Source organism: Pseudomonas sp. AC463 (genome assembly GCF_979253585.1).
In genome coordinates this window covers 1-316 of the sequence record NZ_CEEDDZ010000357.1, presented here as the reverse complement: position 1 = coordinate 316, position 316 = coordinate 1, and the positions used below count along the sequence as shown (strand labels likewise).

The 316-nt window shown below is 66.5% G+C and carries 2 protein-coding genes; both read left to right on the top strand.

What is annotated here, in order from left to right; all coding sequences use genetic code 11:
- Positions 1–3: 3 nt before the first annotated feature.
- The gene (locus AC0IYH_RS30515) at positions 4–165 is read left to right on the top strand and encodes a glycine cleavage T C-terminal barrel domain-containing protein (RefSeq protein ID WP_471837897.1); all 162 of its coding nucleotides are present in this window, start codon (positions 4–6) and stop codon (positions 163–165) included.
- Positions 92–316 (top strand): biotin/lipoyl attachment domain-containing protein (locus AC0IYH_RS30510; protein WP_471837895.1); only part of this gene is annotated, 225 nt, incomplete at its 3' end. The genes AC0IYH_RS30515 and AC0IYH_RS30510, both read left to right, overlap by 74 nt.

Here is a 316-nt window from a genome sequence, read left to right as displayed (position 1 = left end):
ACGCTGGGCGCGCCGATCGGCATGGCGTTCGTCCCCACCGCGCTCGCGACGCCCGGCACGGTGCTGCGGCTGTCGCAGCGCGGGAAATTCCATGAGGCCACGGTCGCGGCGATGCCGTTCGTGCCGCACAATTACGTCCGCCAATCCAAGACGACGGGAGCCTGAGATGCGTTACTTCACCGAGGATCATGAGTGGATCGAAGTCGACGGCGCGATCGGCACCGTCGGCATCTCCGAATATGCGCAGAGCCAGCTCGGCGACATCGTGTTCGTCGACGTGCCCGCCGATGGCCGGCAACTGGCGAAGGGTGACGAG